Here is a 23,964-nt window from a genome sequence, read left to right on the forward strand (position 1 = left end):
GAAGTAGAAGTGGAACAGATTGGATATGAAGAAAGTCGAAAAATATCCTATTTTCAAGTGGATAGCAATAGACTTATGACCCCTGCGGCGTTGTTTTCCGATTTGCAGGAAGCGGCTATTAATCATTCGGATTCTTTAGGGTATTCGGTGGAGTATTTAACGGAGATACATTCGGGTTGGGCTGTGGTAAATTGGCATTTGGAGGTAACAAGAATGCCAAGGCTGGGAGAAACCATTACCATACAAACATGGTGCGAAAAGTGCCGTCGTATGCAGGCAATCAGATGTTTTTATGTTTTAGATGAAAAGAATGAAATCATTATTAGGGGCAATTCTCGTTGGATTTTTATGGATTTGGAGAAGCGTAAGCCCCAAAATATTCCGGAGGAGATGGTTTTGAATTATCATTCTGGGCAGGAATCCGCAATTCCCGGAGAGAAGTTTTTCATGCCGAAAGAAGGGGCGGGTAAAGTGATAGCAAATCATTCCTTGATTATTACCAGAAGGGATACGGATACCAATGGTCATGCAAATAATGTAAAGTATTTGGAGTGGGCAATGGATGACGTGCCGGATGAAATTTACGATGAGATGCAGTTGGTGGACGTCCGTATTGTTTACCGTAAAGAGTGTGTACGGGGTGACGAAGTTTCCATGAAAACCTATGTGAATGATATGGACGGCGGCAAAGAAATATTAACCTTTATTACGGATAAGGAACAAACGGTTTTGACTGAGATTGCAACGTTCTGGCACTAAAGGCCAGAATCAGCTGAGAAGGCCCATAGAATATCCAAATAAGGATAGGTTGTGGGGCAGTGAAATAGCCTATGGCAACCAAAGTGTCACAGCAAATAAAAAGAATCAATCCCAAAAGGTACAGCCCGCAAAAGGGCTCTGCCTTTTTTTGCTTCCAAAGAGAGAATGCAAGAAAGGCATGTATGAAAAAAAGAAAAGCGTAGATTCCTCCCATGACTGGAAGGGGGAGCACCAGAAGAAGTAAGCTGAAGAAGAATAGTAGAATGGGTGGCTTTTTATCAGAAAAAAAGTTGATATAACATAGTTGGACAAGGCAGAAAAAATAAACGCCAATTTTATAATAGGGAGTGAAAAGCAAAAAGCAGTCGCTTATTACAGTAAAAAAGGCTGCCCCAAAAACGCCATGACGAAAGGCTGGAATCAGACATAGGCAAATCACTAAAAATCTGACAAAGTTAATATAGGGACTTTGAGCCCAAAAAGTAATAAAAAAATATAGAATAAGAAAAGAAAATAAAACGATATAATCTGTTTTGTCCATAAATTAGCACCTCAACACTAGAGTTCCCCAAAACAGAAAGGACATTCCGGAAAGAAAATGTCCTTCAATAAAAAATAAACAGTATCGTTGCATTTTTAGAAAACTTAATAAAGCCCGCTTATTCTCTTCTCTTGAATTTGAATAGAGAGTTTTTCCAATAGGGGCTTTGTCTGGAGAAGTTATTACATGGACTGTTACAATGTATTCAGTCGGTGAACTCCGACTGAATACAAAACTTCTTGAAGCAAGCATTTCCGCATGAGAAAATTACAGGCTCATCTCTAATTTTTTACGCATATCCTCGATTTGTGCATCCGTCAAATCCATGGGTTTATAGGCGATGGTAATCCCATCATTTTCATAACGGGGAATCAGATGCAAATGGAAATGGAATACCGTTTGACCTGCAACAGTACCGTTATTCTGCATTACGTTTAAATGTTCAAAGCCCAAGACATTTTTCATTTCCCTTGCGATTTTTGTTGCAAGAACAAACAGGCGGCCAGCTAGTTGGGGATCAATATCAAAAATATTGGCAAAATGCTGTTTGGGCAGTATTAATACATGCCCTTCGTTTGCTGGGAATCTGTCCAAAATCACTTTAAATTCCTCGTTTTCATATATTGTGGCAGACGGAATATCTCCGTTTATGATTTTACAAAATATACAGTCGCTCATGGCAGCCATTCCTTTCGTTTTTTCTTTTCAGTATAGCACGAAAGGACAGCCTTGCCCAGTATTATCCCGCATAATATTTTGCAAATAAGTAGGTTAAAGCATTACCGTGACTCATTTTGTCTGAAGAGATTTCATAAAAGATATCCCTTAATTCCTGGGTAGGCATTGTCAGGTAAAGAGTACGGTAAAAGTCACCATTATCCATCTCCAAAAGAAGAGTATCTTCCAGCAATTCCTGCCCTGATGCATCGGGGGCCTTGCCTGTGATTTTTGTGTCGTCTCGTTTGTCGGAAATAAGATAATATGCGTCCTTTAACTGATTGATATGTTTTAATTCATCTAAATACATTGCTTTTAATACATTGGCGGATGATGCCAAATCAGGATCAGCCATAAGGTATGCATAGCGTTCTGCCATATCGCCGGATTCCTGTTGTGCCATGAACAAAACTTCCATCAGATGGCGATCTTCAGCCAAAGTGTCCTTTTGGTCTTCCCTTGCAACTTCCTTTGCTTTTTCTTTCGCTTCCAGTACTGCGTTATAGCGTTGTGTATTTCTGTTATATGGATACATCGGTCAGGCTCCTTTTTCTTTTTTTCTATCATCATATGCGAAAAAGTTTGTTTTCTTGCCTGAAAGAGCATAAAATAAGTGTGGATACCAAAAAGGTTTTCTGATAAGCTATAATAAATGATAACTAGGTAAAATAAAGGTGGGAAAACCATGAAAAAAATCGTGTTGACGGGCGGGGGAACTGCTGGACATGTAACGCCAAATTTGGCATTATTGCCGTTTTTAAAAGAAGATGGCTGGGAGGTTGTTTATATTGGCTCGGAAAAAGGAATCGAGCGCAGCTTGATTGAAGGGGAGGGGATCCCCTATTACAGCATCCCTACGGGGAAACTGCGGCGTTACCTTTCGAAAAAAAATTTCAGCGATATGTTTCGCGTAGTGCAAGGAGTGGTTGAGGCCAAAAAGCAAATAAAAGAGATTAAACCGGATTTGGTTTTTTCAAAAGGTGGATTTGTTGCCGTTCCTGTGGTTTTGGCAGCAAAGGCAAATGGTGTGCCTGTCATTATCCATGAATCGGATATTACCCCGGGCTTAGCCAATAAAATTGCTATGCCTTGGGCGAAAGTGATTTGTACCACATTTCCCGAAACTTTGAAGCATATTACTAAGAAAAAAGGTGTGCATACAGGCTCACCCATTCGGCGGGAATTGTTTGAAGGGAAGAAGGAGAAGGGGCTTGCAGCATGTGACTTTGATGGTACCAAGCCGGTGCTGTTGATGATGGGCGGTTCTCTGGGGGCGGCAAAGCTCAATCAATGTCTTAGGGCAGAACTGTCCACACTTTTGGAGAAATTCGATATTATACATCTTTGTGGGAAAGGAAATTTGTCAAAAGACCTGTTGCACCAAAAGGGATATAAGCAGTTTGAATATGTTTCCACAGGACTGGCTGATCTATTTGCCGCTACAGACCTTATTGTATCCCGGGCGGGCAGTAATTCTATTTGTGAGTTTTTGGCATTGAAAATTCCTCATTTGTTGATCCCTCTTTCCAAAAATGCCAGCCGAGGTGATCAGATTTTAAATGCAGCTTCTTTTGCAAAGCAAGGGTTTGCAAGGGTATTGCCGGAGGAGGAAATGACACCAAGGGCACTGGTTGAAAACATTCATACCTTGTATAAAAATCGAGAAAAATATATTGAAAAAATGGAAAAAAGTGGTTTATCCAATGGCACAAAAGGTGTTTTAGAGCAAATTCAAAAGTTTTAATAAAGAATTAAGAAAAATAAATTGACACATTACAAGAAAAACTATAAAATGCTAAAATGTGATTTGTAGAATCAGTGGCAAAGGTAAACAACAAGGAGGATTCGCCATGAAAAAGTATGCTGCGGTGGTTTTTGCAGCAGCTTTGCTGCTTTTTGCAGCAAGTTGTTCTGCAAAGGAAACAAATGCAACAAAGGAAACAAACGAGAATGTTTCAGCGGGAACAGAAACCATTTTACAGGCGCAGATGCCAAAAGAAGGAGATGAAATTGCGGTAATTACCACATCGGAAGGGGTAATTAAGCTTCAATTTTATCCTGAAGAAGCACCGAAAGCTGTGGAAAATTTTAAAACCTTGGCAAAGTCTGGTTACTATAATGATGTGATTTTTCACCGTGTGATAGATGGATTTATGATTCAGGGTGGAGACCCTACGGGAACGGGTACCGGCGGTGAAAGTTGCTGGGGTGAGGATTTTGAAGATGAAATTTCTCCCAAACTTCACTTTTACCGTGGGGCATTGGCGATGGCAAACAGAGGTCCAAATACCAACGGCAGCCAATTTTTTATTGTTCAGAATAAAGAAGTGACACAACAAGGTATTGATGCAATTCGTCAAGCAAGAGTTCCTCAAACAAGTGATGGAGATAAAAAAGAAGAAGTGGGTATTACCATAGGCGAGACATTCTACACCTTAAATCAATTGTTCCCTGATTCTGTACTTGATTATTATACGGAGCACGGCGGGAGTATTCAGCTTGAATATATTTTCGGCAGCCCTTATACTATATTTGGGCAGGTATTTGAGGGCATGGATGTGGTGGACAAAATTGCTGCTACGGAGGTAGATACTGAAAACGATAAGCCTTTGAATGATATTGTAATAGAAAAAGTCGAAATTTTAAACTATGAGTCACAAAGTTAAAGGGATTTACGGTTAGGAGAAGAAGCGATGAAGAAGAAATTGTGGCTTGGGGTAATGGTGTTTGGTATGCTTTTCGGCTTAACTGCATGCAGCGAGGCGAAAGAAGAACCCATGGGGCAAGGGAAGAACGTTTCGGTGGAGTTTATTAACCAGACAGGTGAGGATGTAGGAATATTAAGAGTACGTCCTGATGAAGAGTATGATTGGTCGGAAAATTTGCTTCAGGAAGAGGTTTGGAAGCAAAATTACAAGATGCCGGTATCCTTAAGTGGTGAATTACCAAAAGCGGAGGATGGCTGGCAAGTTGAAATGAAGTTTTTGGATGGCACGGAGGATATTTGGCAAGGCGTTGTTTTAGAGGACAATACAACTGCAGTCTTTTCTTACGAAAATGAATTGCCGGTTATAAAAATTGAAGAAGGTGGCAATGACGATAGCCAAACTTCAGAGGAAGGCAATGTAACAGAATAAAATTGGAGTCAACGGAGACTGCAAGAAGGGATAAAACCAGGCTTGCAGTCTCTCTTTTTATTGAAAAATTTTTACTTTGCAGTAGGTTTTTAATAATTATAACCACTTAGTAAATTTTGGTTACAGATTGATGGAAAACTTTTTTTATAAAATGAAAGGGTTTGGAAAACCAAGAGTTTCCCAAATAAAATCTGCAGGATGAGCTTTGACCATTCTGGAAAAATAGGGTGTTTCAAGACCTTTTGGTCGCAGGAACACATCTATTTGTTCTTTGCTAACTTGAAAAAAGCTTGAAGGAACTGCGCTTTTTTAGAGGGGGTCGACCTTATCGGTACCCTGTAATTACTCAGGAAAGCGTGGTTATTAATATATATTTTTTTATTATTTATGTAGTGGACTATGAGAAACTTTAGAAAAAGGGATTTTATGGTCTAAGGTGCTGAGGATGGATACAAAAGAAGGAGAGAGACGATGGAAACAAAATATGTTTTTGTAACAGGCGGTGTGGTTTCGGGATTAGGTAAGGGGATTACGGCGGCCTCTTTGGGAAGATTGTTAAAATCTATGGGGTACCGTGTTCGGATTCAAAAATTTGACCCCTATATTAACGTAGACCCGGGAACAATGAGTCCTTATCAGCATGGCGAAGTTTTTGTTACCGAGGATGGCGGAGAAACGGATCTTGACTTAGGGCATTATGAGAGATTTATTGATGAAAATTTGAAGGTAACCAATAATGTAACCACAGGGAAAATTTATTGGTCTGTTTTGCAAAAGGAAAGACGTGGAGAATACTTAGGGGCAACAGTACAGATGATACCCCATATTACCAATGAAATCAAAGGTCGTATTTATGCAGCGGGAGAAGAGGCTGATGTGGTAATTACAGAAATCGGCGGCACCGTAGGTGATATGGAAAGCACACCGTTTTTAGAGGCGATTCGCCAGGTTGGCAGAGAATTGGGACGAGAAAAGTGCTTATATATCCATGTTACTTTAATTCCTTATTTATCTAAAGGCAAGGAAATGAAAACGAAACCCACACAGCATTCTGTAAAAGAACTTCTTTCCATCGGGATTCAACCGGATATTATTGTTTGTCGAACGGAACGCCCCATTAGCGTAGAAATGAAGGAAAAATTGGCTCTCTTTTGTAATGTGGACGAGGATTGTATTATTGAAAACCTTGATGCGGATAGTCTTTATGAGGTGCCTTTGATGCTCCGAAGAGAGGGCTTAGGGAAAATTGTATGCCGCAAGCTTGGTTTGGAAGAGAAAACCATGGAATTGGATGACTGGATGGAGATGCTGGAAAAGGAACGTCATCCCAAACAGGAGGTTTCCATTGCTTTGGTTGGAAAGTATGTGGAGTTACAGGATGCGTATCTTTCTGTAGCTGAGGCTTTGCATCATGGTGGCATTTATCATCGGGCGAAGGTGAATATCAATTGGATTGATTCGGAAGAATTAACAGCGAAAAATGCAGAAGAGTTTCTTGGCGCCTGTCAAGGGATTTTGGTTCCCGGTGGGTTTGGAACGAGAGGACTTTCCGGAAAAATGGAGGCAATCCGTTACGCTAGGGAGAAGGATATTCCGTTTTTTGGGATTTGCTTGGGAATGCAATGTGCTGTGATTGAATTTGCCAGAAATGTTTTGGGTTGGGAAACAGCCAACACCACGGAAGTGGATGAAAAGTCGGAATACCCTGTAATTCATTGGATGCCCGATCAAAAGGATATTAAAAACTTAGGGGGTACCATGCGTCTGGGGGCTTACGAATGTCATATTGTGGAAAATACTTTTGCGAAAAAGGCATATGGAGAGTCTATTATTTGGGAGAGACATCGTCATCGTTTTGAGTTTAACAACGCCTTTCGGGAAACCTTGGCAGAGGCCGGTCTAAGTATTACAGGTCTTTCCCCTGATGGCAGATTAGTGGAAATGGTAGAGAATCATAACAACCGTTGGTTTGTTGGCGTGCAATTTCATCCTGAATTCAAATCAAGACCAAACAGACCTCATCCCTTGTTCAAAGATTTTGTTGGAGAGGCACTCAAAACAAGCAGGTAGAATTGTAAGAAAAACTTAAATAAATTCTTGCTGTATTCTAAGATTTTTCTGTTAGAATGAAACAAGAAAAGGGGAAATACTCTATTACTATAAGGAGGAGTTCCAAAATGAATACAGAGAAAAATGAAAAGGTTTTGGTGCTGGCAACTGCACAAAAGAATGCCTTACGGTTAATTGATTATGGTTTTTCAATGGCGTTGGCCAATGACGGAGAATTACATATTTTGCATGTACAAAAGGGAAATAGCGTTTTTGATGGAACGGATACACTGAAGCGATTACAGGAATTGATTGATTACGGCGTGCGCTTGGGTGCGTGCATTCATGTTCTATGCGATAATGATGTGGCTAAATGTATTGGCAATTTTGTTGAGGAGGAAGAAATAACCCGTGTGATTTTGGGGGAACCACCCAAGGGAAAGAATGAAAAGGTACTTAGCGAATGGGATCGAATTATTGATACAATCCCTGAAGAAGTTAGACTGCATGTTGTGGCGCGAAAAGACGCAAAGCCTCAGCGTATGATTGTGTAAAAACATAAAGGGAGTCGTTAAAATCGACTCCCTATTTTTACGGTTTCTTATATGGAATTTTGATTTTTTGTTGCAATCGGAGAAGAATTATATTATCATTGCAAAGAGTGGAGAAATCTGCAACTTAATAAGTGCTTTTAGAGGACATCGAGACTTTTGTTTTTTTATGCCGTGGTGTTTTTCGAAGGTATTTCTTGATAAAGATATGAAATAAAGGAGAGAGAAGAAATGAGTTTATACGAAAGCTGGATGGAAAAGGCTTTTTCTAAGGAAGGAAGAAGCGTGGATGCGGTTTGGGATGAATATTTGCCTAAGGAACAGCGAATTTATGAATATATAATCGGTGAAAAAGTAAAATCTTTGGAAGGTACAGTAGTGGAGTTGGCAAAGCGTTTTAACATGACTGCAGAAGAAATTGTTGCTTTTGTAGATGGGATCAACGAGGTTTTGCCTGAAAAATATGAAATGGAAAACCTGACAGAGGAATCTCAGATATCCATGCAGATTGACTTTGAAAAATTATATAAGAAGATGGTTGAGTATAAAGCAGAACATCTTTATAACTTAACCCAGTGGAACAGAATTTTTGATGCAGATACCCGTAAGAAAATGATGTTGGAACAGAAGAATGCTCGTACAGTAATCAAAGCAGAGAAGATCGGACGCAACGATCCTTGTCCTTGCGGCAGTGGCAAGAAATATAAAAAGTGCTGCGGAGCAAACCTGTAAAAAATGAAAACAAAGCTTATAAAAATCAGCACAGAAAACCCGGAACCTCAGCTTGTTGAAGAGGCAGCACGTGTTTTAAAAGAAGGCGGCCTTGTGGCTTTTCCTACGGAAACGGTTTACGGTTTGGGCGGAAATGGGCTGGATAGCGAAGCTTGTAAAAAAATTTATATTGCCAAGGGGCGTCCTTCGGACAACCCCTTGATTTTGCATATTTCCCAAATCAGTGAGTTGCGTCCCATTGTGCGGGAAATACCGCCGGCGGCGCAAAAACTCATGGACGCCTTTTGGCCCGGTCCCCTTACGATGATTTTCCCGAAATCTGACATTGTCCCGTTGACAACCACTGGAGGGTTGGATACAGTGGCAGTGCGTTTCCCCTCTCATCCCGTGGCGATTGCCATTATTCGTGCATCGGGTTTGCCCATAGCAGGGCCCAGCGCAAATTCTTCAGGCAAGCCTAGCCCAACAAGGGCATCTCATGTGGAATTCGATTTATCTGGTAAGATTGATATGATTGTTGATGGCGGTGCTGCAGAGTGGGGTTTGGAGTCTACCATTGTTGATGTATCGGGAGAAGTTCCTGTTATTTTGCGCCCCGGGGCAATTACAAAAGAAATGATGGAGGCGGTGGTGGATCAGGTACTTATTGATCCTGCTATTTTATCAAAGCCTTCTGATGATTTGCGCCCGAAAGCGCCGGGGATGAAATATACACACTATTCCCCGGTGGCTAAGGTTATTTTGGTAAAAGGGAATACAGAGGCTGTGATACACAAGGTAAATGCGCTATGTGCAGCAGATAAGGCAATGGGTAAAAAAACCGGCGTTATGGCGACGGAGGAAACAAAAGGGCAGTATGAGGCTGATGTGGTACTGTCTTTGGGAAGCAGAGGCAACCTTGAAGAAATTGGTGCAAATCTGTTTAAGTATTTACGCAAGTTTGATTTTCTTGGCGTGGATATGGTATATTCCGAGGTATTTACCGAGGAAGGCGAAGGCTTAGCAATTATGAACCGCTTGAATAAGGCGGCAGGTTATAGCCGAATTGATGCAGAATAAGTAATAAAAAAACGGATAAGGAGAGTTATTATGATAGCTTTAGGTTGTGATCATGGCGGTTTTCCGCTGATGGCAGAAGTAATAAAATATTTAGAAGAGCAAAACATTCCTTTTAAAAACTTCGGAACTTTTTCTGATGAATCCGTGGATTATCCCAAGTTTGGAAAGTTGGTTGCCCACGCGGTTGCAGATGGAACTTGTGAAAAAGGAATTTTAATTTGCGGGACTGGAATTGGGATTTCTATTGCGGCCAACAAGGTAAAGGGCATTCGTGCGGCTCTTTGTGGAGATGTTTTTTCTGCAAAAGCAACGAGAGAACATAATAATGCCAATATTCTTGCTATGGGGGCTCGTGTTACCGGCCCTGGCTTGGCTTTGGAGATTGTTAAGGCTTTTTTGGAAACGCCGTTTTCCAATGATGAACGTCATATAAGAAGAATCAATCAAATTGAAGACTGAAGAGAAAGAAGGAACGAAGATGAGTAAACTGTTCGTATCTGAACACCCTATGATTCAGAGTAAAATGGCTATGTTAAGAAACAAAGAAACTGGTTCAAAGGAATTTCGTGAAATTATTGGAGAGGTTGCTATGCTTTTGTGTTACGAAGCAACCAGAGATTTGCCTTTGACAGATATTGAAGTGGAAACACCTGTAGCCATGGCACAATGCCGCACCATTGATACGAAGTTGGCAATTGTACCTATTTTAAGAGCAGGAATTGGTATGACGGATGGCCTTTTGAATTTAATGCCCAATGCGAAAATCGGGCATATTGGGTTATATCGTGATCCTGAAACATTAAATCCCGTTGAATACTACTGTAAACTTCCTTGTGATGTGGAAGAGAGAACCGTCTTCTTGACTGATCCTATGCTTGCAACAGGTGGTACTGCGGAGGCAGCAATTGGATTTTTGAAAGACAGAGGCGTAAAAAACATTATTATGCTTTGTATTCTTGCAGCTCCTGATGGTGTAAAAAGAATACAGGAAGCACATCCTGATGTTGACATTTATGCGGCTGCTTATGATGGTAAGTTGAACGATCATGGCTATATCGTTCCTGGTTTGGGTGATGCGGGCGACAGAATATTCGGAACAAAATAAAATGAAGATAAGACAACGGGGATTTTGGTGGATTTGAAAATCCACTTCCCCATTTTCCTGTAACGGGAGTTTTCCCAATTGTTAGGAGAGGATTTTTGGATGCAGCATAATTGGTTATTATATATAGCGGCTTTTGCCAGTGCATTCGCGATTACGCTGGTAACAACTCCTCTTGCAAAGTGGATTTCCATAAAATGCGGAGCGATTGATTATCCAAAGGATAGAGGTGTCCATAAAAAACCTATGCCCAGAATGGGTGGTGTTGCCATTGTATTGGGGTTCACCATCACTGTTCTAATGGTATTTTACTTTGATCGAAGTATGAGCACGAAGCAATTTGTTGGCTTTCTGACGGGCGCGTTGCTGATTGCGGCCCTGGGTGTGCTGGATGATATGAAAAACTTACCTGCAAAGCTGAAGTTTTGTGTGCAGCTTGTGGCGGCGCTCATTGTAATTTTTTCGGGAACACAGATACATGTGGTTCTTTGGCCTGTAACAGCTGCTTTGCAGAAGTTCAGTATTCCCATTACATTAATTTGGATTGTGGGAGTGACGAATGCAGTAAATTTAATTGATGGCTTGGACGGATTGGCGGCGGGGGTTTCCTCTATTGCAGCTTTGAGCCTTATGGTGCTTTGTATCATGACAGGCAGTAACACGGCGGTTGTTTTAACGGCGGCTCTCGCAGGTGCTTGTTTAGGATTTTTACCCAGAAACTTTAATCCTGCTGAAATTTTTATGGGGGATACCGGCTCTACATTCCTTGGTTTTGTGTTGGCGGTTACCAGTATCCTTGGGGTATTTAAAGGGTATGCCCTTTTGGCGGTCAGCGTGAGTGTATTATGCTTAGGTTTGCCTGTGTTTGATACGATTTTTGCCATGTTGCGCAGAATGGCAAAGCATCAACCTATTATGCAGCCTGATCGTGGCCATTTACATCACCGTTTGATTGATCGAGGTTTTTCTCAAAAACAGGCAGTGCTGATTCTGTATGGGATTAGTGTCTTTTTGGGAGTTTTGGCTATTTTTATCTCTTTTAAAGACTCCGGAACGATAGTGGTGGTATTACTTACTGTAATTTTGTTAAGCTTTGTTATTTATTATTTTAATGTTCATGTGAAGCACAAGAGCAAATAAAGAAAGACTGTCCAAAGACGAATTCCGTCGGTGGCAGTCTTTTCTTAACCGAAAGGACATGATATACTTAAAGGTACGAAAAGGTTAGGATAGAAGGGGGGATACAAATGGCGAGAGAAATTTGCATAACAAATGAATTCATTGAAAGAGAGTTGCCTCTGGCACCGCCGCTGTATGTTTCTATCTATCTGATGACAAAGGCTTTGGAAAGCAGCGATGCATCCGTTATTGCCAAAAGGCTGAATGTTTTAGAGAGTGACGTACTTCGTGCTTGGCAATACTGGCAGGAGCGGGAGACAGTAAAAACTCATGATGTTCCGCAAACGCGTATATTTATGGAACAAAGACCGGAGTATAGTATGGAAGAGCTTTCTGAATACATGAAACATCGGGAAATGAAGGCATTACTGCAAACAGCCCAGAAGAAATTGGGCAAACCTTTGACGCAACAGGATATCTGTATGATTTATGGGCTCTATGATTGGCTTGGATTTCCTCTTGATGTGATTGAGGTGTTACTTTCTTATTGTGTTTCTGATGGGTTTAAGGGAATGCGATACGTTGAAAAGGTTGCTATGGCTTGGGCGGAAGAGGGCATTAACACGTTGGAAAAAGCCGCACAATATATAGAAATGCGAAAAACGGGTTTTCATGCAATTATGCGTGCCTTTGGACAGAGCGGTAGGATGCCTGTAGATGGAGAAGAGGCCTACATGCGAAAATGGATGAAGGAGTATGAACTACCCATTGATGTGATTAAAATGGCATGTGAAAGAACGGTAATGCAGACAGGGAAAGTCAGCTTTGCTTATGCTGACAGCATTCTTAGAAAATGGAAGCAGGCGGGTGTAAAGACCCAGGCGGATATAGAAAATTTGGATCGGGCTTTTGTCGCAAAGAAAGCAGTGCGAAGTGGAGAGACTAAGCCCGTGGCGGCGGCTTCTAAGCAAAACCGATTTATTAATTATTCACAAAGACAATGGGATTTTGATAAACTGGAAAAGCTACAGCGGGAAGAAAGAGATAAGTGGTAGGAGGTGGATGTATTGGCAACGAGGACACAGATTTTTCGTGAGATTTTAAGGGAATATGATGGCTTACGCACAGAAAAGGTGGCAGAGTTGCGAGAAAGAAAAGCTATGCTCTATGCAAGACTCCCCCGCTTGGAGGAAATTGAAAGAGAAATGTCCCTTTTAGGAACAAAAACAGCCAGATTGGTTTTAGGCGGAACGGCAGATCCACAAGAAATGATAGATCAGCTTAAAAAAGAGCAGAAAATATTGGAGCAAGAACGTTCAGAAATTTTAGCAGCCAATCATTTATCCCCGAAACTATTGGAAGTAGAATATGTCTGCCCAAAATGTAAAGATACCGGTTATATTGGAACAGAGCAATGCATTTGCTTAAAAAGGCATTTGATGGACAAGCTTTATGATCAGTCTAACGTACGGGATATGATCAAGGTTGAAAACTTTGATAATTTTGATTTCTCTTTATACAGTGGGGTGCAATCAAGGGAAGAAGGAATTTCTCCCAAAGGGAATGCTGAGAAGCTTTACCGCCGAGCGTTGGCCTTTGTTGAAGAGTTTGGTAACGGAGCCAACCTTTTGATTTATGGCGGAACAGGTTTGGGCAAGACTTTTCTTTGTAACTGTATTGCCAAGGATTTATTGGAAAAGGGCCATACTGTTTTATATCTTACGGCAGGACAGTTATTCCGAAAACTGGAGGAGCAAAGGTTTCATAAAGACGATGACGAGGAAGATGCCAAGGATTGGGATCAGGAACTGCTGGAGGCGGAGTTGTTGATTATTGATGACTTGGGCACGGAGTTTTCCACCATTTTTACGGCATCGGAGCTTTTCCGTATTGTGAATGACAGGAAGTTGGCGAAAAAGGCGGTTGTAATCTCCACGAATTTAGGCCCCACGGAGTTAATGAGTCTGTATTCTGACCGTGTCACATCAAGATTTCTGGGGGAATTTGAACAAATGAAGTTTTTTGGTGAGGATATTCGTATTATAAAAAAGTATCAAAGATAAGAGAAAATCAAAATATAAAAAGGAGCCTATTTCCGGTGAGATGGAAAGGTTCCTTTTTTTGATTTGCCCCCCAAATGGTAGCCAAATTGTTTGCAATGCATGAAATTCAGAAAAACAATTACAATATGAAAATGGACTACACTTGTCTTCAACATCAAAAAAATTAGGCATTAATAGGGTTTTGTGTTATAATAAAAAAATATAAATATTTTAATATATGTATGAGCATTTTTCCTATAGAATAAGGCTTTTTTTGAATTTAGTAAAAGTAGTTTTTGAGGTGACCAATGAGGGGATTTTTTATTTCAGTGGAAGGCAGCGACGGCAGTGGCAAGTCCACACAAATTAAAAAAATTGAAGTGTATTTAAAAAGTAAGAATCAGGAAGTCCTTTTGACTAGGGAGCCGGGAGGCACAGCGATTTCCGAAAAAATCCGGGCGCTATTGCTGGATCCTTCTAACAAAGGGATGACGGCTAAAACGGAAATGCTTTTATATGCTGCAGCCAGGGCACAGCATCTGGAGGAGTTTATACGCCCGAACTTGGAACAAGGGAAAAATGTTTTGACGGATCGCTTTACGGATTCCAGTATTGCTTATCAAGGTTTTGGACGTGAGCTTGGTGATATTGTGGCAGAGGTGAACTATATCGCAACAGGAGGCGTTTTGCCGGATATTACGTTTTTTTTGGAGCTTTCTCCCGAAGCGGGAATAGCCAGAAAAAAAACGGAAGAAAACCACAAAATGGATCGATTGGAACTAGAAGAGCAAGAGTTTCATGAAAGAGTATATAACGGATATAAAGTGCTGTGCCATATACACGGGCGACGTATTTGCCGAATTGATGCAAGCAAAGGGATTGATGCTGTTTTTGCTGAAATACAGGAGAATTTGGATAGATTGTTTGGTTTTTAAAGAGAGACAGGAGGGGTATTTATGAAGCTCATTATTGCCATAATTCAAGACGAGGACGCGGGAGAGGTAATTTCCAATCTAAACAAAGCGGGTTTTCTTATAACAAGGCTGGCAACAAAGGGTGGCTTTTTAAGAGCCGGAAATACGACTCTCTTAACTGGAGTTGAAGATGAAAAGGTTGACGAGGTTATGGGAATTATTGAGGAAAACAGTAAATCTCGTACACAATATGCGACTTTGCCATCTTCCTGCGGTGCAATGCATGGCTTTATATTGGCACCCATAGAGGTGAATATAGGCGGTGCAACGGTGTTTGTAGTGGATGTTGAACAATTTCGGAAGTTTTAACAAGAAGGGAAAGAAGGGATTTTCTTTCTCGGGTATATGAATGAAAAGGAGTGGACGCTTTGTATACCTTTCAGGAAATTTGGGGCAATCAGCGTCTGCTCCAGCATTTGCGTATGGCGACAAAAAAACAAAAAACCTCCCATGCTTATTTATTTATAGGTGGGGCTGGTGCAGGCAAACGGTTGATTGCCAAAACTTTTGCAAAATATCTGCTATGCACCTCGAGACAGGAAGAGCCTTGTGGAGTATGTGAGAGTTGTAGAGTGTTTGACAGCGGGAACCATCCCGATGTGATACATGTCACTTCGCAAAAAAAGACGCTGGGTGTGGATGAAATTAGAGCTCAAATATTAGAAACCGTTGATATAAAGCCCTATCGATATGACAAAAAAATATATATTGTTCATCAAGCCCATACAATGACGATTCAGGCACAAAATGCATTTTTAAAAACCCTGGAGGAACCTCCCGGCTATGCCGTTTTTTTGTTATTGGCAGAAACCGGGGATGCTTTTTTGCCCACAATTTTGTCCAGAACGGTCACATTAAAGATAAATCCTCTTTCTGAGGAAGATATCAGCAATTATTTAGTGGAAAAAGGGGTGGCATCCCATGAAGAAGCTATTTTTTTTGCGGCCTATGGCCAGGGGCGCATTGGGCATGCATTGGAATTAATTGAGGATGAAACCTTTCGACAGATGAGGGAAGATATTTTGACCCGGATGAGTCGATTGTCGATGATTCCTTTGTCAGAGGCGTTGCTTTTAGCAAAGGAATGGGAAATTTATAAAAATGATTATCGTTTTTTAGACATTATCAGTTTGTGGTATCGAGACTTACTGGCGGCAAAAACGTTGCGAGAAGAACGATTTATTATACAGAAGGACAAAAAAGAATTGATTTTTTCCGCCGCAAATGAATCGGCAGAAGGATTGGCGAAAAAGGCGGCGGCTGTTGCAAAAGCAAAAGAACGTTTGATGCAAAACGGAAATTTTCGGCTGACCTTGGAGGTTATGCTGATGAAGCTAAAGGAGAATGAAACCCGATGATTGAAGTAGTAGGAATTCGATTTAAAAAAGCAGGAAAAATGTATTACTTTGATCCGGATGGATTAAAGCTGGATAAAGAGGATTATGCAATTGTAGAAACAGTGCGAGGCGTGGAATATGGCCTAGTAATCAAAGAAAACACTTTCGTTCCCGAAGAAACCATTGTGCCTCCCCTGAAGAAAGTATTGCGTAAGGCAACAAAGGACGATGCCCGTACGGTGGAAAATAACGACAAGAAAGAAACAGAGGCTTTTCAGATTTGCTTAGGATATATTGCCCGCTTGGGTTTGGATATGAAACTGATTGAAGTGGAGATGACTTTTGATCGGAATAAGTTAATCTTTTATTTCACATCTGATGGCAGGGTTGATTTTAGGGAACTGGTAAAGGAGTTGGCAGCAACTTTTAGAACTCGTATCGAATTACGCCAGATTGGAGTTCGTGATGAGGCAAAGATGCTCAATGGGATTGGAATTTGTGGAAGAACACTTTGTTGCGCTACCTTTTTGGGGGACTTTCAGCCCGTATCCATTAAGATGGCCAAGGAACAAAGTCTTTCTCTGAATCCTTCGAAAATCAGTGGGATTTGCGGACGTTTGATGTGTTGCTTAAAATATGAAGAGGACGTATATGAAGAGTTAAACAGTAAAATGCCAAAAGTTGGAGACATTATCTCTACGCCTGACGGAACGGGGGAGATTCTTTCCACCAATGTATTGCTTCAGCAGGTAAAAGCCGCTGTGAGAAAGACCGATAATGAGCCGCCGACAATTGCATTTTACTACGCAGACGAAATTAAGATAATCAAATCGAGAAAAAAGAGAAAACAGGAGACTGTTCCTGAGGAATTAAAGGCATATGAGGACTGAAATTAAAATCAATGAGTTTGAGCGGGTAGATGATTTGCACCGCAATGGCTATAAAATTATCCAAGATCCCAAACGGTTCTGCTTTGGTGTAGATGCCGTATTGCTTAGCGGTTTTGCAAGAGTAAAAAAAGGGGAACGCGTTCTGGATCTGGGAACAGGTACGGGTATTATTCCCATTTTGCTTGCAGCCAAAACAATGGGAGCCCATTTTAGCGGACTTGAAATACAGGAAGAAAGCGTTGAAATGGCAAGACGAAGTGTGGCATTGAATGAATTGGAGGAAAAGGTATCGATACACTTTGGAGATATTAAGGAAGTTAGCGGCCTTTTTTCCGGACAATCCTTTGAGGTTGTGACATCCAATCCGCCTTATATGAATGAGGGCGGAGGGATTGTTAACCCCTATAGTGCCAAGGCAATTGCAAGGCATGAGGTGCTTTGTTCTTTAGAAGATGTAGTGTCTGGGGCGGCAAAGGTTCTGCAAGAGGGCGGTAGATTTTATATGATACATCGTCCCCATAGGCTTACGGATATTATTCTGCTCATGCGCCAGTATAAACTGGAACCCAAGAGACTGCGTTTTATCCATCCGTTTCAAGATAAGGCACCAACTATGGTTTTAGTAGAGGGCGTGAAGGGCGGAAATCCCATGATAAAAGTGGAGCCGCCGCTAATTATTTATCTTGAACCGGGAAAGTATACCCAAGAGGCATATGATATATATTATGGAGAGGGGCAGGCATGATGCAGGATATGGCAGGGACATTATATCTATGTGCAACGCCCATTGGTAATTTAGAGGATATTACACTCAGGACATTAAAGCTGTTAGAAAGTGTTGACGTGATTGCCGCAGAAGATACTAGAAATACGCTGAAACTCTTGAACCGATTTGAGATAAAAACGCCCATGACCAGCTATCATGAGCATAATAAAACGGGGAAAGGCCCGGTACTCATAAATAAGCTTCTGGCAGGAGAAAATATTGCGTTGGTAACGGATGCGGGAATGCCGGGTATTTCAGATCCCGGGGCAGACCTAGTGAAGTTATGTTATGAAGCCGGGGTATCGGTAACTGTCGCACCCGGTGCATCGGCGGCAGTAGTTGCATTGGTGCTTTCTGGGTTAGATACCAGAAGGTTTGTATTTGAGGGTTTTCTACCCATGGACAAAAAAGAGCGACGCTTGATTTTGCAAACATTGGAAAGAGAACATCGCACTATGATTTTTTATGAAGCCCCCCATCGTTTGTTAAACACCTTAGAAGAAATGGAAGGAATTTTTGGTACATCTCGTGAATGTGCCGTAATCCGAGAATTAACCAAAAAGTTTGAAGAAGTGCGCCGAGAATCCATTGGGAAGCAAAAAGAGCATTTTACTGAAAATTCCCCGAAAGGTGAATTTGTATTGGTAATAGCAGGGCTTTCCCTAGAAGAGCAAAAACGAGAAGCCCAAGCTAGTTGGGAAGAAATTTCTGTGAGTGAGCATATACAGAGGTATTTAAGTCAGGGATTAAATGAAAAAGATGCCATGAAGCAGGCAGCAAAGGACAGGGGCGTTTCCAAACGGGAAATTTATAAAGAATATAAGACAAATCAATAAATTTTTTATGAAACAAAGAGAAGGAAAGGGGTTTTTTAAATGCTGGATGGTTTTTTTGCGCTTAGTTGGCGAGATATATTCCTTGCTGCTTGTATTGCATATGTAATTTTTTTTGCAATACGTTTTTTGCAAAAGTTATTTGGCAAAAAAGAGCAAGAACTTGGTTTTAAAGTGAAAAATGTGGATATGGCTGATGTCTATGAAAAATGCAAGGAATTGTTTCCCATACAAAATCTCGATTTTCATGGAAAAGAGTTTACCCGTGGGATGCGAATCAAAGTTATTACAATTCAGAAGAAGATTATTGAGGGAGAGTTGATCGGTATCAATAAAGTAAACCTCATATGTATTCGCACCCATAATCAAATCATTGCCCATCAGATTGAAAAAATTGAAGAAATTATTGTGTTAGATTAAAAAAGAGGTTATTTCCGTGCGAAGGGAATAGCCTCTTAATTTGCGAAAAAACGGTTATGCCTGTAATGAAAACCTTAACAGGATTTTAGCGGCTTGGGATATTGTAATTCATAGGATTACGCATATAATTGAGATTATAAACAACAAAAAAATATAAATAATAAGTAATTTTTTTATAGATCAACTTAATTTTTGCGTGTTGGATTTAGAGACCTTCGTAAAAATCTAAGAATGTGAATGACCCGAGTAAGGTTATTGGGAAGATATATATGGAAGGTTATCAGTTGGTGGGATTGGTGGCAGAAGTATATTGAGGGGGTTGTGCAAGTGAAACAGTATCAGAAAGACTTAAGTAATACATGCAAAATGGGTATAGATATTGGCTCCACAACCGTTAAGGTTGTATTGGTAAACCAAAAAGCAGAAATGCTATTTTGCTGCTATCGTCGGCATTATTCAGAAATCAAGAAAACTGTTATGAACATGATACAGGAGGCGAATGAAGAGCTTGGGGAAGCCGATTTTTCCGTTATGATTACGGGAAGCGGTGGCGTTTCCTTGGCGAAAAGCATTGGCGTGGAATTTATACAGGAGGTTGTTGCTACGGCAAAAGCCCTTGAAACTACGGCGCCTTTAACGGATGTTGCCATTGAGCTTGGTGGAGAAGATGCAAAAATTATATATTTTGATGGTGGCAATGTAGAGCAGAGAATGAACGGTGTTTGCGCCGGAGGGACGGGTTCTTTTATTGACCAAATGGCAAGTCTTTTGCAAACAGATGCTACAGGTTTAAATGAATTAGCAAAAAAATACAGCGTAATCTATCCCATTGCTTCCCGTTGTGGTGTATTTGCAAAAACAGATATTCAGCCTTTGATTAACGAGGGTGCAAAGCGGGAGGATTTAGCGGCATCTATTTTTCAAGCCGTGGTTAACCAGACCATTGCAGGCCTTGCCTGCGGGAAACCCATTCGTGGACACGTTGCTTTTTTAGGAGGGCCACTCCACTTTCTTTCAGAACTTAGAAATCGGTTTATTGAAACCTTAAAATTAACAGATGAAACGGCAATTATCCCTGAAAATTCTCATTTGTTTGCAGCATTCGGGACAGCTGTTTCCTGCACGGACAGTGGGGATTTCAGTTTTTCTTCAATTCTGAAAAAATTAAAAGAAGAAGGAGAATTGACAGCGGAAGTTGGGCGCATGGAGCCATTATTCCAAAATGAGAAGGAATATCAGGTATTTAAAGCTAGGCATGACTGCAATAAAGTAAGGCGTGGGGCGATTTCTACATATCATGGAGATGCTTTCTTGGGAATTGATGCAGGCTCTACCACAACAAAGGTTGCATTGGTGGGCGAGGACGGGAGCTTGTTATATTCATTTTACGCAGGCAACGAAGGAAACCCTTTGGGAGTCGTAACCAAGAATTTGAATGAGATGTATGATTTAATGCCGAAGGATGTGGTAATACGCAATTCTTGCGTCACCGGATACGGTGAGGGGCTGTTGAAAGAAGCTTTGATGATTGATTTAGGATATATTGAAACGGTTGCTCACTATAAAGCGGCACAGTTTTTCCGCCCGGATGTAGATTTTATTTTGGATATTGGCGGGCAGGATATGAAATGTATTCGCATTAAAGACAATGTGATTGACAGCGTTTTGCTCAACGAAGCTTGTTCTTCAGGTTGTGGTTCCTTCATTGAAACCTTTGCAAAATCTTTGAATTATAGTGTGGCGGATTTTGCAAAAATTGCCCTTTTTGCAAAGCACCCCATAGATTTGGGTTCCCGTTGTACTGTTTTTATGAACTCTCGTGTAAAACAAGCGCAAAAGGAAGGTGCTGATGTTTCGGATATTTCAGCGGGCTTAGCATATTCCGTTATTAAAAATGCGTTGTTAAAGGTAATCAAAATTGCAGACCCTCAGTCTATGGGAAAATCCATGGTTGTACAGGGCGGCACGTTTTATAACGATGCGGTGTTAAAGAGCTTTGAGATGATTAGCGGTAAGCAGGCTGTTCGCCCCGATATTGCGGGTATTATGGGTGCTTTTGGTGCAGGGCTTATTGCAAGGGACAAATATGAAGCAGGCTACCAAACAACCCTTATAAGTTGTGAGGAAATGAATGCACTTGAGGTGCATTCTACCATGGCAAGATGCCAAGGATGTACAAATCATTGCCTTTTGACCATCAATATGTTTAGCGGCGGAAGGCGGTTTATTACAGGGAATCGTTGTGAACGAGGGCTGGGAAAGGAAAAAATTGAAAATCCGGCTCCCAATCTTTTTGAATATAAACGCCATAGATTATTTGATTACGAACCTTTATCTCCAGAGAAGGCAAAACGTGGTACCGTGGGAATTCCTCGGGTATTGAACATGTGGGAAGACTATCCGTTTTGGCATACATTTTTCACAAAGTTGGGGTACCGTGTGGTACTTTCTCCTTATTCCTCAAAGGGAATTTTTGAAAAGGGAATGGAATCCATTCCAAGTGAATCCGTATGCTACCCTGCCAAGCTGGTTCATGGACATATTATGTATTTGATTGAGCAGGGAGTGGATATGATTTTCTATCCCGGTGTTGTATATGAAAGAAGAGACAGTATTGCGGCAGATAACAATTATAACTGTCCCATTGTGGCATCTTACAACGAAAATATTAAAAATAATGTGGAAGAATTACAGGAAAAGGGAATTCGCTTTATGAATCCGTTCCTAGCCATGGATAGAATTGAAAACGTTTTGAAGCGTATGACAGAGGAATTTCAGTCTTTGGGATGTAGCCCAAAAGAGATTAAGGAAGCGGTTTATTGTGGTTGGAATGAATGGTCTGCATTCCGTATGGATATGCATGAAAAAGGGGAAGAAACCTTACGGTATATCGAGGAAAAGGGCATGCAGGGGATTGTTCTAGGGGGACGGCCTTATCATGCAGATCCGGAAATCAACCATGGCATTCCTGAGTTGATTGCGGGATACCGTATTGCGGTTTTGACAGAGGATAGTGTTGCCCATCTGGGAAAGGCAAAACGTCCCACTGTGGTAAGAGATCAATGGACATACCATTCCAGGCTATATGAAGCGGCTGCTTTTGTTACAACCCAAAAGAACCTTGAATATGTTCAGCTCAACTCTTTTGGTTGTGGTTTGGATGCCGTAACAACCGATGAAGTAAAGGCTATTTTAAATGCTTCGGGCAAAATATATACGGTGTTGAAGATTGATGAAGTGAATAACCTTGGTGCAGCCCGTATCCGTATCCGCTCTTTAATTGCCGCCCTAGAGGACAGGCGGGAAAAAGGGGTTGTACTAAAGAATGGCGATGCAAGTTTGCATAGAGTGTTGTTTACAAAGGAAATGCGGAAAAAATATACCATCCTTTGTCCACAAATGTCTCCCATTCATTTCAACATTTTACAACCTGCTATGCGTGCATGCGGCTATCAACTAGAGATTATGGATGCCATGGACAGGAGTGCCATAGACACTGGACTAAAATATGTAAATAATGATGCCTGTTACCCTGCGTTGATTGTGATTGGACAGTTAATGAACGGTTTGTTTTCGGGAAAATACGATTTAAACCGTACTGCTCTTTTGATTTCTCAAACAGGCGGTGGCTGCAGGGCGACCAATTATATTGCTTTTATTCGTAAAGCCCTGGAAAATGCGGGAATGCCAAATATTCCTGTGATTTCCATTAACCCTGTGGGGTTGGAGAAAAACCCCGGCTTTAAAATCAGTTTGGGTTTGATGAATAAGGCTTTGCAGGCATTGGTATATGGAGATGTGTTTATGCGGGTATTGTATCGGACACGTCCCTATGAAAAAGTGAAAGGCTCTGCCAATGCTCTTTACGAAAAATGGAACGGAAAAATCAAACAAGATGTTACTGTGGGAAATTTTTATACATATGCGGAAAATATCCGTGGAATTATTCGAGAGTTTGACGAGCTTGAACTTCTTGATATAGAAAAGCCCAGAGTAGGTGTGGTGGGAGAAATTCTGGTGAAATTTCACCCAACTGCGAATAATGACTTAGTAAACCTCTTGGAAAGAGAGGGGGCAGAGGCGGTGGTACCTGATTTGCTGACTTTTGGTTTGTATTGTTGTTATAATGCAACGCAAAAGGAAAAATACTTGGGCGGATCAGGAAAAAGCAGAATGCTTGCTGATGGGGTAGCCCAAATAATTGAACTCTATCAAAAACCTATGATCACGGCATTGAAAAAAAGCAGTCGTTTTGATTGCCCTCAAGATATACGGGAACTGGGTAAGTATGCGGAAAAGGTAGTTTCTCTTTGCAACCAAACGGGAGAAGGCTGGTTCTTAACTGCAGAAATGATAGAGTTGATTCATACCGGTGTTGCAAATATTGTATGTACCCAGCCTTTCGGATGTTTGCCAAACCATGTGGTGGGCAAGGGGGTTATTAAGGAGTTACGGAAACAGTATCCTTTGTCTAATATCGTTGCTATAGACTATGACCCGGGAGCAAGCGAAATAAATCAGTTGAATCGCATTAAGCTGATGCTTGCAGGTGCCAATAAGAATTTGGAGGCAAAACGGTCCAATGGACTCAGCAATGCGCATTCTTTGGAACAGGCAGCGTTTCAAGTCAAATAATAAAAATGGGTTTACTTACCTAAGGCTTTTGGGTGTCGACGGAGTCGGCACCCTTTGTTAAGTCAAATATTTATTTTATTGGAAAAATACTTGGCTTGTTAATTAGAAAAAGTATTTTTCCAAATTGAGGCATGGAGAAATCTATGCCTTGTTTTAATCGTTTTTTATAAATCTTCTTTTTGGGGAATTTCAAATAATAACAAAAAAAATTTGCTTACTGATTTATGAAAAATTTTGAGAGATTGTATATAAAGAAAAGAAACATGTATTTACAATATTGACAATGAAAGTAGTAAGAAAT

Annotated in this window: 24 protein-coding genes; 21 read left to right on the plus strand and 3 right to left on the minus strand. The window is 40.9% G+C overall.

Going from position 1 to position 23,964, the window contains the following annotated elements:
• Positions 1 to 9: 9 nt before the first annotated feature.
• On the plus strand, positions 10 to 759 hold the full coding sequence (locus P9Q65_RS00250; protein WP_304507072.1) for an acyl-[acyl-carrier-protein] thioesterase: 750 nt from the start codon (positions 10 to 12) through the stop codon (positions 757 to 759).
• On the opposite strand, the gene P9Q65_RS13355 is transcribed toward P9Q65_RS00250, so the two are convergent.
• From P9Q65_RS13355 to P9Q65_RS00260, 3 genes are all read right to left on the minus strand, one after another.
• On the minus strand, positions 707 to 1,300 hold the full coding sequence (locus P9Q65_RS13355) for a lysoplasmalogenase family protein (protein WP_442870827.1): 594 nt from the start codon (positions 1,298 to 1,300) through the stop codon (positions 707 to 709). The genes P9Q65_RS00250 and P9Q65_RS13355 overlap by 53 nt on opposite strands.
• Positions 1,301 to 1,567: 267 nt before the next feature.
• Complete coding sequence (locus tag P9Q65_RS00255) at positions 1,568 to 1,978, minus strand: HIT family protein (protein ID WP_304507073.1); 411 nt, start codon at positions 1,976 to 1,978, stop codon at positions 1,568 to 1,570.
• 61 nt (positions 1,979 to 2,039) lie between these two features.
• Positions 2,040 to 2,552 carry a hypothetical protein gene (locus tag P9Q65_RS00260; protein ID WP_304507074.1) on the minus strand — a complete coding sequence of 171 codons (513 nt, stop codon included), beginning with the start codon at positions 2,550 to 2,552 and terminating at the stop codon, positions 2,040 to 2,042.
• Positions 2,553 to 2,702: 150 nt separating this feature from the next.
• Between P9Q65_RS00260 and P9Q65_RS00265 the strand changes: the two genes are divergently transcribed.
• From P9Q65_RS00265 to P9Q65_RS00360, 20 genes are all read left to right on the plus strand, one after another.
• Positions 2,703 to 3,761, plus strand: coding sequence for an undecaprenyldiphospho-muramoylpentapeptide beta-N-acetylglucosaminyltransferase (locus P9Q65_RS00265; protein ID WP_304507075.1), 1,059 nt, complete (start codon positions 2,703 to 2,705; stop codon positions 3,759 to 3,761).
• 106 nt (positions 3,762 to 3,867) lie between these two features.
• The gene (locus P9Q65_RS00270; RefSeq protein ID WP_304507076.1) at positions 3,868 to 4,683 is read left to right on the plus strand and encodes a peptidylprolyl isomerase; all 816 of its coding nucleotides are present in this window, start codon (positions 3,868 to 3,870) and stop codon (positions 4,681 to 4,683) included.
• A gap of 27 nt (positions 4,684 to 4,710) precedes the next feature.
• A complete protein-coding gene (locus P9Q65_RS00275) occupies positions 4,711 to 5,154 on the plus strand; it encodes a hypothetical protein (RefSeq protein ID WP_304507077.1) in 444 nt (147 codons plus the stop codon).
• Positions 5,155 to 5,625: 471 nt separating this feature from the next.
• Positions 5,626 to 7,224: a CTP synthase gene (locus P9Q65_RS00280; protein WP_304507078.1), complete on the plus strand. Its 1,599-nt coding sequence runs from the start codon at positions 5,626 to 5,628 to the stop codon at positions 7,222 to 7,224.
• A gap of 107 nt (positions 7,225 to 7,331) precedes the next feature.
• Complete coding sequence (locus P9Q65_RS00285; RefSeq protein WP_304507079.1) at positions 7,332 to 7,757, plus strand: hypothetical protein; 426 nt, start codon at positions 7,332 to 7,334, stop codon at positions 7,755 to 7,757.
• Between the two features lie 228 nt (positions 7,758 to 7,985).
• Entirely contained in the window at positions 7,986 to 8,486 is a 501-nt protein-coding gene (locus P9Q65_RS00290; RefSeq protein ID WP_304507080.1) for an SEC-C metal-binding domain-containing protein, read from the plus strand.
• A 3-nt stretch (positions 8,487 to 8,489) separates the two neighbouring features.
• Positions 8,490 to 9,545 (plus strand): L-threonylcarbamoyladenylate synthase, encoded by a 1,056-nt coding sequence (locus P9Q65_RS00295; protein ID WP_304507081.1) that lies wholly within the window; start codon positions 8,490 to 8,492, stop codon positions 9,543 to 9,545.
• 30 nt (positions 9,546 to 9,575) lie between these two features.
• On the plus strand, positions 9,576 to 10,004 hold the full coding sequence (gene rpiB / locus P9Q65_RS00300) for a ribose 5-phosphate isomerase B (RefSeq protein WP_304507082.1): 429 nt from the start codon (positions 9,576 to 9,578) through the stop codon (positions 10,002 to 10,004).
• Positions 10,005 to 10,023: 19 nt separating this feature from the next.
• Entirely contained in the window at positions 10,024 to 10,650 is a 627-nt protein-coding gene (gene upp, locus P9Q65_RS00305; RefSeq protein ID WP_304507083.1) for a uracil phosphoribosyltransferase, read from the plus strand.
• A gap of 99 nt (positions 10,651 to 10,749) precedes the next feature.
• Positions 10,750 to 11,787, plus strand: a complete 1,038-nt coding sequence (locus tag P9Q65_RS00310; protein ID WP_304507084.1) for an MraY family glycosyltransferase — start codon at positions 10,750 to 10,752, stop codon at positions 11,785 to 11,787.
• Positions 11,788 to 11,894: 107 nt separating this feature from the next.
• The gene (locus P9Q65_RS00315) at positions 11,895 to 12,821 is read left to right on the plus strand and encodes a DnaD domain protein (RefSeq protein WP_304507085.1); all 927 of its coding nucleotides are present in this window, start codon (positions 11,895 to 11,897) and stop codon (positions 12,819 to 12,821) included.
• Between the two features lie 12 nt (positions 12,822 to 12,833).
• Positions 12,834 to 13,829 carry an ATP-binding protein gene (locus tag P9Q65_RS00320; protein WP_304507086.1) on the plus strand — a complete coding sequence of 332 codons (996 nt, stop codon included), beginning with the start codon at positions 12,834 to 12,836 and terminating at the stop codon, positions 13,827 to 13,829.
• Between the two features lie 287 nt (positions 13,830 to 14,116).
• Entirely contained in the window at positions 14,117 to 14,743 is a 627-nt protein-coding gene (tmk, locus tag P9Q65_RS00325) for a dTMP kinase (protein WP_304507087.1), read from the plus strand.
• Between the two features lie 21 nt (positions 14,744 to 14,764).
• On the plus strand, positions 14,765 to 15,091 hold the full coding sequence (locus P9Q65_RS00330) for a cyclic-di-AMP receptor (RefSeq protein ID WP_304507088.1): 327 nt from the start codon (positions 14,765 to 14,767) through the stop codon (positions 15,089 to 15,091).
• A gap of 59 nt (positions 15,092 to 15,150) precedes the next feature.
• Complete coding sequence (gene holB / locus P9Q65_RS00335; RefSeq protein WP_304507089.1) at positions 15,151 to 16,140, plus strand: DNA polymerase III subunit delta'; 990 nt, start codon at positions 15,151 to 15,153, stop codon at positions 16,138 to 16,140.
• A complete protein-coding gene (locus tag P9Q65_RS00340) occupies positions 16,137 to 17,009 on the plus strand; it encodes a PSP1 domain-containing protein (protein ID WP_304507090.1) in 873 nt (290 codons plus the stop codon). The genes holB and P9Q65_RS00340 overlap by 4 nt, the downstream gene beginning before the upstream one ends.
• Positions 16,999 to 17,754, plus strand: coding sequence for a tRNA1(Val) (adenine(37)-N6)-methyltransferase (locus P9Q65_RS00345; RefSeq protein ID WP_304507091.1), 756 nt, complete (start codon positions 16,999 to 17,001; stop codon positions 17,752 to 17,754). Before P9Q65_RS00340 ends, P9Q65_RS00345 begins: the two co-directional genes overlap by 11 nt.
• An 8-nt stretch (positions 17,755 to 17,762) precedes the next feature.
• Positions 17,763 to 18,611: a 16S rRNA (cytidine(1402)-2'-O)-methyltransferase gene (gene rsmI, locus P9Q65_RS00350; protein ID WP_304507195.1), complete on the plus strand. Its 849-nt coding sequence runs from the start codon at positions 17,763 to 17,765 to the stop codon at positions 18,609 to 18,611.
• A gap of 39 nt (positions 18,612 to 18,650) precedes the next feature.
• Positions 18,651 to 19,028 carry a hypothetical protein gene (locus P9Q65_RS00355; protein WP_304507092.1) on the plus strand — a complete coding sequence of 126 codons (378 nt, stop codon included), beginning with the start codon at positions 18,651 to 18,653 and terminating at the stop codon, positions 19,026 to 19,028.
• Positions 19,029 to 19,394: 366 nt separating this feature from the next.
• Positions 19,395 to 23,663 carry an acyl-CoA dehydratase activase-related protein gene (locus tag P9Q65_RS00360; protein ID WP_304507196.1) on the plus strand — a complete coding sequence of 1,423 codons (4,269 nt, stop codon included), beginning with the start codon at positions 19,395 to 19,397 and terminating at the stop codon, positions 23,661 to 23,663.
• Positions 23,664 to 23,964 lie beyond the last annotated feature (301 nt).

The sequence above is a fragment of the Anaerotignum sp. genome, from assembly GCF_030625865.1.
Lineage (GTDB): Bacteria > Bacillota > Clostridia > Lachnospirales > Anaerotignaceae > Chakrabartyella.